We start from the raw sequence: 8,775 nt of genomic DNA, 5'->3' as shown, positions 1-8,775 counted from the left end.
GTGCGGTGCGTCTTTCCGTCGCTACGCGACGGAAAGACGCACCGCACTCCGTGCGGAACCGGGACTCCGTCCCGGGAATCTGGGTCACTCCGTGACCCCCGAGTCCAACTCCGTTGGACTCGGGCCCGGATCGCTCCGCGATCCGGGCAACGGACCGCGCTCCGCGCGGTCCTACAGGCTGACTGGGGGCGGGAGTTGGCGCAGTGTCGGTTGACGGTTTCAGGTGGAGTGGGTCCTGACGGTGTGCCGCACGTCTGGAAACGGCCTGCCCGAGAACAGGAGGGAGCCAGAACTGCCTTGGAGCCCACGGTAGCAGGACTGGTCATTTCTGAACAGTTCCCACGACCCGTGTGCGTCATCTTGAGTGAGCCGCTACCTTATGGGGGATCAGGCCACCCCCGACACGGGGGTTGGACGAGCTCCGCTGAGGATGGCGGGCAACTTAATAAACGGCCACAAACTGGCTCGTGCAAGTCTTTCCGGTTTCCGGTAATTCGATTGAAAAACCGGGTTCCAGTGACCGTTAAAGCGCGTGTCGAAAATGTCAGAGCAGCAATTGGAAAGAGGAGCGAATGCCGGGGAAGCTGTTCCCGCATCAAGTGGAAGCAGTAGACGTCGTGCTGAGGGACCTACAGGCACCCGCCGGTGGACCCATGCCGCCCCAGGGACTACGGACACAGGTCTCATTGGGAGATGAACCGGCGTATTCCTCCGGCCTGTTTCATGATTCTGCGTCAGGCGATGGCGGGATGATCCGTGCGGTGGATCGGCCATCGAGGTCCCGTGGCTGCATCGTTGGCCCACATGTACTGCGTGCCGTCCGCTTTGATCGTCATGCCGAAGTCGTACAGCTCGGGACTGCCCGCCGTGATCCAGCGGTCCCAGGCTTCCTCGAGCTCGTCGGCCAGGCGGCGTGGCCCGCCCTGGTCGACGACGGTTGTGCCGTCCCCGAGGGCGGAGAGCACCGCCCAGGAAGCGATGCCGTCGTGGATCCAGGCGTTGAGCCCGTCACCGTCCTCGGCCATGGTGATCTGGACGTCCGGCAGTGCGACGCGCACGGCGAAGCGCAGGTGCCAGTCCTGTTGGAGGGGTTGAAGGTCGCGCACGAAGGGCCGTTTGTCGTCGGCTGCCTGGGTGCCGCGTACCTGGCCGAAGCCGTGGGCGCGGTGGGTGGTGGTGCTGCGGGCCGGCATGAACTGGGCGAGGCCCTGGACCCAGCCGCTGGCCGACTGGCCGTCGTCGGCGACGGTGAGCGCCACGTGTCCCAGCTGCCCCCAGGGGGTGACGATCCTGCCCCCGGGTCGGGTCTGTTCCACCCACGCCCACGGGAGGTACTCCACAGCGTACGTCGAGATGACGCGTTCGTACGGCGCCCCCAGGGGCCAGCCCGCAGCACCGTCCCCAACCTTCACCATGACTCCGGGATGTAGCGCATCCAGGCGCGTGCGGGCCGGCGTCGCGAGGTCCGGGTCTACTTCGACACTGATCACCTGGCCCGGGCCCGTCCGCCACGCGAGCAGGGCGGCGTTCCAGCCTGTGCCGGTGCCCAGTTCCAGAACCCGCTGCCCGGGTTCGAGTAGGAGGGAGTCGAGCATGTCGACCACGACCGCCTGGCAGGACAGGCTCGAGGTCGCCAGCCCGGCGGTGACCTGGGTGACCGCCGCGGCATCCGGGCTGGCGTATACCTCGGCCGCCCAGCGTGCGGCATCGTCACTTCTGTCCACGGGTACGTAGGCGTGGCCGTCCCAGTGCCAGAGGCGGTCCGGGGCGAACTGATGGCGGGGCAGGGCGTCGATGGCCGCGCGGATCCACGGGGACCGGGCGGGCCAGGTGCCACGCCGGGTCATGTCGGCTGCCAGGCGCCGGCGCTCCTTATCGAACTGGGCCACAGCTCCTACTTCTTGTGCTTGCCATCGGAAGGAGGCGGGGGCGGTACTTGTCCGTCCGTGTTCCCGGGGGGCGGCTTGCCCTGCGACGGATCCGGCGGCGGCTTCTCATGCTTGGCCACAGCAGTTCCCCCTTCGGCATCGGAACAGCACGTCCATCGTGACGCACGATCGGGCTGCTTGATAGAAGGCGGGACGGCACGGTGCGTACGAGCGGCACAGAGTCGCCTTCCTCCAGCTGATGCCAGAGGGTCCGCAGCCGCCTCTCGCGCACCGGGCCGCGAGGACGGTACGGGACATGCAGTAGGAGACAACACGCATCGTCCCTGTTCACAGGCCATGCCATGTATCGCTGAGCGCCACTCGTACGTCTCACAACCGGACGACCCGTTCCCCTTCAAGGGAAACGACCACCAGCCCAGAAAACACGGGCCAGAAGGGGAAACATATGCGGGGGAAAGAGCTGTTCCCACATCAGGTGGAGGCGGTCGATGCCGTTCTCCGCGTCCTACAGACGCCCGCCAGCGGGCTCATGCCACCGCAGGGACTGCGGACACAGGTCATCGCCGCCACAGGCTCAGGCAAGACCCTCATCGCCGCTGAAACAGCTCAGAAACTGAGTGCGCGGCGGGTGCTGGTCCTGGTGCCGACGCTCGATCTGTTGGTCCAGACGGCGGCCGCGTGGCGCGAGGGAGGCCGTACGGGGGCGATGGTGGGGGTCTGCTCGCTCCGGGCCGAGGATTCCGACGGCGTGCCGTGTACAACGGATCCGCGGGAACTGGTCGCCTGGGTACAGGGGTCGGAGCGGTTGGTGGTGTTTGCCACGTATGCCGCTGTCGGCCTCGGCATCCTCCAGCGCGCGCATGCGGCAGGGCTGGGGGTGTGGGACCTGATGGTCGTGGACGAGGCGCACCGCACCAGCGGGGACGCGGGCAAGCCATGGGCGGCCGTACACGACCAGGAGAAGATCCCGGCGGTGCGCCGGCTGTACATGACGGCCACGCGCAGGATCTGGGAAGCGCCCGAGGACGCGCGCGGGGACGGGTACGGGCAGCCGCGGCTGATCGCGAGCATGGACCCGGACTCGCCGGTGTTCGGGCCGGTGGCGTTCAAGTTGACCCTGTCCGAGGCCATCAGCCGCGGCCTGGTCGCGCCGTACCAGGTGGTGTGCGTGGATATCGCCGATCCCGAGCTCCACGAGGCTCGTCAGGCGGCCGGCCCCGGCTCCGACGTGGCACGCGGAGCGCGGCTGGCAGCGCTCCAGACCGGCGTGCTGACGGCGGCCACGCAGGAGAACCTGCGGAAGGTCCTGGCGTTCCACAGCAAGGTCAGCGAGGCCGAGGCCATGGCCGCCGGGGTCGTCGACGTCGCGACGCGGCTGCGGGAGGAGGATCCGCGGCGGTTCCCCCAGCCGGAACGGGTGTGGGCCGACTGGCTGTACGGCGAGCACTCCCCCGGCCACCGGCGGGCCGTGCTCACCGAGTTCGCCTCGGACGTCATCGACGACGGGCAGGGGCTCCGGCCGGCCGCGCTGCGTGTGCTCAGCTCGGTGAAGGTGCTGGGTGAAGGCGTCGATACAGCTAATTGTGATGCGGTCGCCTTTTGTGATGCGCGAGGGTCGATGGTCGACATCGTGCAAATGGTCGGCCGCGCCCTTCGCATGAAGCCCGGCGAGGGGAAAATTGCCTCGCTGATCGTTCCAGTATTTCTCGCGCCGGGTGAAAGTCCGGACGAAATGCTGACCTCGGAGGCGTACGGGGCCCTGGCAAAGATCCTTGAAGCGCTCCGCGCGCACGACATCGACACCATCGAAGCGCTCGCCGACCCGCGTGTGCGCAGCGGGAGTTACGGGCCGCAGGAGGAAGCCTGGGCGGGTGAGCCAGGCGCCGGCGATGGCGGCCAAGAGCAGGTGGAGGGTGAGCAGCTCCCGAGTGGGCCCGCGCGGGAGCTGCTGAAGTTCTCCACGCCGCGGGATCCGGCGATGCTGGCGCGGTTCGTGAAGCTGCGGGTGATCGAGCCGGAGAACGCGTTCTGGCGGCGCGGGATCGAGGCGTGCGTGCGGTACGTGAAGGAGACCGGGACCGAGGAACTGCGGGTGTCCTACGACTTCGTCACCCCCGACGACTGGTCGCCGGGCGGATTCCCGCTGGGGACATGGCTGGCGGACCAGCGCAGGTTCAACAAGGCCGGACACCTCGCCCAGCCCCGTGTCGCCGAGCTGGACCAGCTCGGGATGGTGTGGTCGCACCAGGAAGTCGCCTTCGACGAAGGGCTCGCCGCCGCCCGCGCCTGGGCAGCGGTGCACGGGCACTTCCTCCCGCCGGCCACCGCCGTCTGGGACGGCTACCCGGTCGGGACCTGGGCGAAGAACATGCGAACGGCCGGCAGGCTGGCGGACCGAATCCGTGAGCGCCGGGAGGCCGGCCTCCTTGTCGAGTCCACCACCAAAGTTCTGACCGAGGCGCGGCGCGAGGCCCTGGAGGACATCGACCCCGGATGGTGCCCTGCCTGGGACACTGGGTGGCAGCGCTGCTTCCGCCTCACCCAAGCCCACCTCCAGGCAGGCGGGACAGCACCGGCCGTGCCCGGCGAACTCCTGGTCCAGGGAGAAGACCTCGGCCGCTGGGTGATGTCCTGCCAGCTCGGGTGGGACGCTCTCCAACCCGCTCAGCAGTGGCTGTGCGAGAACGTCCTCGGCATCACCGAGGCCATGGAGGAAGAACGGCCCGTGAAGCGGACCCAGGAGGACAAGTGGGCGCTCAACCTCTGCGCAGCACGCCAGTTCCACGCCCGTGAGGGTCATTTGAACGTCTCCCGAAAGCACGTCGAGCGTCTGGCGCCGGAGGACGGCCTGCCTAGCCGTCAGGACGGCGCTGAGAGGTCCGAGGCGGTAAAGCTCGGCATGGTGCTCGACAACATTAGGAAACGAGCCGACAAACTCACCGAACAACGCCGGGCCGACCTCGACACCCTCGGCATGCGCTGGACCACCACCACGGCGGGCAGGCGGAAGTAGTGATCTTCCAGGGACATAGCCAGCCTGCGGCTATGCGGAGAGACCGGTCAGGCCGGAACGGCGGTGTTGGGGCGACCCGTCACCGTGGGCGCCTCCACGGCCGACCTCCTCAAGCAGCACCTGGCGCGCCATGTTGCAGCCGTCCGGGCCTGCACGCCGAGCCTGACTAGCTGTGCTTAATCCCCTGATCAATGACGCTCGGTGAGCGGAGGCTGGGGAAGTGTCGCCGGTCACGCATTTCCCCAGCTTTCGGCTCTGTCGCAGATCTTGGATGCTGTTGGTGTCTTGTGATGTCAGATCTCAAAGGAACAGAGGGCGACACTGTCCGTTTCGACGCGGATCTCCACCCAGGCGCCGTCGCTGCCTTCAGGGAGCGGCGCGGCGACGTCGAACATGACGTGCGCGCCACATACCTCCAGGGTCGCCACGTCGTCGTCGTGCAGGGCAAGCCTGCCACGCAGGACCACGTGATCGCGTTCCTGCCAGAGACCCGGTTCGGCAAGAGCGGCAGCCTGCGTGTTGCGCCCCCAGAGAATGTCCTCGTCCACGGTCCACTCGACGTGGTGCCGGTGGTCCGCCGACTCCGGACCATCGCGCCAGAGCACCACGGCGGTTCCGACGGGCGAGTGAACCCGAACCTTCCCCGACTGCTCCACGATCCCGCCCCGGCCAGCTGTGGATGGCCGTCCATCACAAGATCACCAACAGTCTCGATCTTGTGATGCTGGGTAGACCGAAGCTCGCCCTGACGTCGATCCCCCTTAAACGGCCTGCTCGGAATGCCGTGTCATGCTGGCCGACCACGGGCGATCGTGATCGCCATCGCTGCAAGCAGAAAGGGACACGATGCGAATCCCATGGCGCCGACGGTCGGCCGGGCGGTCACGGCGGCTCCTCGACATCGCGGGTGTTAAGCCAGGGCCGGTGGACAACACCGACGACTTGGACGTCTGCCGACAGGTCGCCTTTCGGGCAGCCCAGCGGGACCACGGCGCGACCGCTGAGGTTCTGGCGGTCGTCGAGGAACTGCTGAAAGATGATGCCGAGTACGAGTTCGTCGTCGCGTTCCTGGAGAACCTCCAGAACCTCGTGTCCCACGGCCTCGACACGCTTCGGTCTCCTGACGAGATACGTCTGCTGCTCGGACCCCGAAGCGCGATCTGCTGGGACACCGTGAGCGATTTCTGGGCTGCGGTAGCTGACTGGCGCATTCGCACCGGCGTGCCGCTGGAGTCTGCCGCCCCCCTCCTTGATGTCCAGAACGAACCCCTGCGAATGCTGCTGTGGACGGCGAGCAGAACACTCTCCACGGGCGAGAAACTCGGGATCGCTGACGCTGTGCGCTACGAGAAGGCCGTCGGGTTGCCTATCCCTGGCTACAGCCACATCGCGGTCGCACTGCGCATCACGGGGCAGGGCAGACCCTGACCCGGCAACGGGGGAGGACGCCAACACTCAGACCTCACAAGATCAGCGACAGAGCCGAATTACGTGATCGTCCACAGAGAGATTGGGTGAACCAACTGCAAGCCGCATCGGCAGACGCGATGCTGCCCGGCGGGGATGCTGTTTGCCGGCGGGTGCTGAGGTGTTCGTTGGAGCGCGCTGGATCACGTCACGGCGGGCAGCATGGTTTTCGGGTCGGGTCGGGTCAGGCGAGGGCGCCCAGGGCAGCGCAGCTCAGGATGAGTCGTCCCCGACCAGCCGAAGGACAGCGTCAAGGCCCCGAACCTCGCCGGGAGCGGCTCCGGCAGGGAGCACATAGGCGCGCAGTCCCGCGCTGACGGCTCCGCCGTCTTTGGCGGGGTGATCTCCCACCATCAGGGTTTCGGCCGGATCGACGCCCAGCTCGCCGCACGCATGCTGGAACAGCAGCGGGTCGGGCTTCTCCGTTTCGAACTCGAAGGAGTGGGTCCAGGAGGAGAAGTAGCGGTCCAGGCCGCGATGAGCGAAGGTGGCCCGCAGGTCCCAGCCCACATCGCTGACCACTCCCATGGCCACGCCGTCGCGCCTCAGCTGGATCAGCGTGGACTCGCTGTCTGTATACGGCACCCAGTGTTCGGGAGCTTTGAGCTGCTCATAGAGCAGCTCTGCCACCGGTGCCAGCTCCGGGACTGAGGCATACCAGGTGGTAAAAGCGTGCCGATGGGCTTTGGCCGAAACGTCCCGCGCTCGCTGAGCCACCACGACTTCGGGGTCCGACAGGCCGGCTTCGAGCCCGCTCAGCAGCACGTCCATCGCTGCGTCGTCTACCGGCCGCGCTAACGCCGCTCGGATTCTGTCTGCATACGTTCCGATCTGGAACAGCGTGCCGGAGAAGTCGAACAGCACAGCGCGCACAGCAGGCGGTGCTTCTCGCGAGTCGGTGGTGACGCGGATGGGGCCTTCAGGGCCGCAGACAGGAATCATCCGATCTTCCTACCTCACCCCTCGGGAGGAGGGGTAGATGCCGCTTCTGCAGGTTGAACGCCACGAGAATCTCGGTCCACCCCACCGTGTCGGCCTCTCGTGGGGCACCAACCAGCGGACTTTCCACGCCGCAACGCAGCGTTACTGGTCGAGAGATATGGCACGGCTTCTGACCGGGAGCTACACGCGGGTCGATTGTCAGTGCCCTCTGCTCTCATCCGTTCATGGCCCCTTCGACCGTGCCGGCGCCGCGGCTGTCCCGTATCGCGCACCTGCTGGTGATCAGCGATGACCGGCGGATACTGCTGTGCCGCACCGGCGAGGTAGCGGCGCCTGGCGCTTGGTGCCTGCCGCATCTCGTGCTGTCCGCCGGGGCTCTGCCCGAGGAGCAGCTCCGGCAGCTGCTCGGCTGTCTGCCCTGTACGGCGCCGTGCGGCTACGGGGCCCTCATCGGGCACCGGTGGGCGCCGGACGGCGCGAGCAGCACCGCATCTACGTCCTGCGCGCGCAGCCGGGTGCTGCCGCGGGCCCGGTTGGCTGTGCGGGCCCTTTCACGGCCTGGTTTCCGCTGCGGGACCTGCGGTGGGACTGCGGGTTCTGGGGCGAGGTGGGGCGACTTGCCGAGGGGTGCGTCGAGGGTTGGCTGCCGGACGGCGTGATCCGCCTGGAGTGGCAGTGACGCTCTGTACGGCCTCAGCCGGTGGGCAACCAGGGTGATCTGGCGGCGACACGCCCAGCGGCCGCCCGTAGCGGCCCCTGCGATGTGGTCGCCTGTTCGTAGGTGGAACACCAGACCGATATGAGGAGGTGTTGCATGACCCAGACCACCGAGGTCGTGCGCGCTTTCCGTTTCGCTCTCGACCCGACCGCCGCCCAGGTCGCCGCGTTCAAGCGCCACGCCGGGGCCGCCCGGTGGGCGTTCAACCACGCGCTGGGCGTCAAGATCGGCGCTCACCGGCAATGGCGCGGTGACGTCGACGCCCTGGTGGCGGGCGGGATAACGGAGAAGGACGCCCGCAAGACCGCCCGGCTGGAGCTTCCGAAGAAGCTGCAGATTCAAAAGCACCTGAACGCGATCAAGGTGACAACCGACGGCTCCAGGTACCTGAGGGGTCCCTCGGTCCGCACCGGCCGTGCCCGTGGTGGCACGAGGTGGGCACCTACGCCTTCCAGAGCGCGTTCCAGGACGCTGACGCGGCGTTCAAGAACTGGCTGGACTCCCTCACCGGGCGGCGGGCCGGCCGCAAGGTCGGCTACCCCCGGTTCAAGTGCAAGGCCACCGCACGGCCGTCCGCACGCACGGGTGCTTCGTCGTCGACGATGACGACCGCGCGCCCGCGCTGGTGCGACCCACGCACACACTCGAACTTCTCCACCGTGCTCTGCGTGGCGGCGGTGTGTGGCTTTGTTCACGAGAACCGACAGCACCTGTACACGAGTTTGGGCAGCACTCGAAGCTCTGCA

The 8,775-nt window shown here is 67.5% G+C and carries 6 protein-coding genes; 3 read left to right on the top strand and 3 right to left on the bottom strand.

The features are described from left to right. Positions 1–734: 734 nt before the first annotated feature. On the bottom strand, positions 735–1,889 hold the full coding sequence (locus J7E86_RS23815) for a methyltransferase domain-containing protein (protein WP_308312703.1): 1,155 nt from the start codon (positions 1,887–1,889) through the stop codon (positions 735–737). A gap of 445 nt (positions 1,890–2,334) precedes the next feature. Between J7E86_RS23815 and J7E86_RS23810 the strand changes: the two genes are divergently transcribed. Next, positions 2,335–4,902 (top strand): DEAD/DEAH box helicase, encoded by a 2,568-nt coding sequence (locus J7E86_RS23810; RefSeq protein ID WP_215084011.1) that lies wholly within the window; start codon positions 2,335–2,337, stop codon positions 4,900–4,902. A 293-nt stretch (positions 4,903–5,195) separates the two neighbouring features. On the opposite strand, the gene J7E86_RS23805 is transcribed toward J7E86_RS23810, so the two are convergent. Continuing rightward, on the bottom strand, positions 5,196–5,510 hold the full coding sequence (locus tag J7E86_RS23805; protein ID WP_215084009.1) for a hypothetical protein: 315 nt from the start codon (positions 5,508–5,510) through the stop codon (positions 5,196–5,198). Positions 5,511–5,826: 316 nt separating this feature from the next. Here J7E86_RS23805 and J7E86_RS23800 point away from each other — a divergent pair, with 316 nt between their 5' ends. After that, positions 5,827–6,330 (top strand): hypothetical protein, encoded by a 504-nt coding sequence (locus tag J7E86_RS23800; protein WP_215084008.1) that lies wholly within the window; start codon positions 5,827–5,829, stop codon positions 6,328–6,330. 252 nt (positions 6,331–6,582) lie between these two features. Here J7E86_RS23800 and J7E86_RS23795 read toward each other — a convergent pair whose 3' ends face one another. Next, entirely contained in the window at positions 6,583–7,233 is a 651-nt protein-coding gene (locus J7E86_RS23795) for an HAD-IA family hydrolase (RefSeq protein WP_308312702.1), read from the bottom strand. A gap of 892 nt (positions 7,234–8,125) precedes the next feature. Between J7E86_RS23795 and J7E86_RS31330 the strand changes: the two genes are divergently transcribed. Next, on the top strand, positions 8,126–8,635 hold the full coding sequence (locus J7E86_RS31330) for a helix-turn-helix domain-containing protein (protein WP_251019573.1): 510 nt from the start codon (positions 8,126–8,128) through the stop codon (positions 8,633–8,635). The last annotated feature ends 140 nt before the right edge of the window (positions 8,636–8,775 follow it).

It is taken from the genome of Streptomyces sp. ISL-11 (genome assembly GCF_018614525.1).
Lineage (GTDB): Bacteria > Actinomycetota > Actinomycetes > Streptomycetales > Streptomycetaceae > Streptomyces.
The sequence above is the reverse complement of the archived record's forward strand: the minus strand, read 5'-3'. Positions and strand labels throughout refer to the sequence as shown.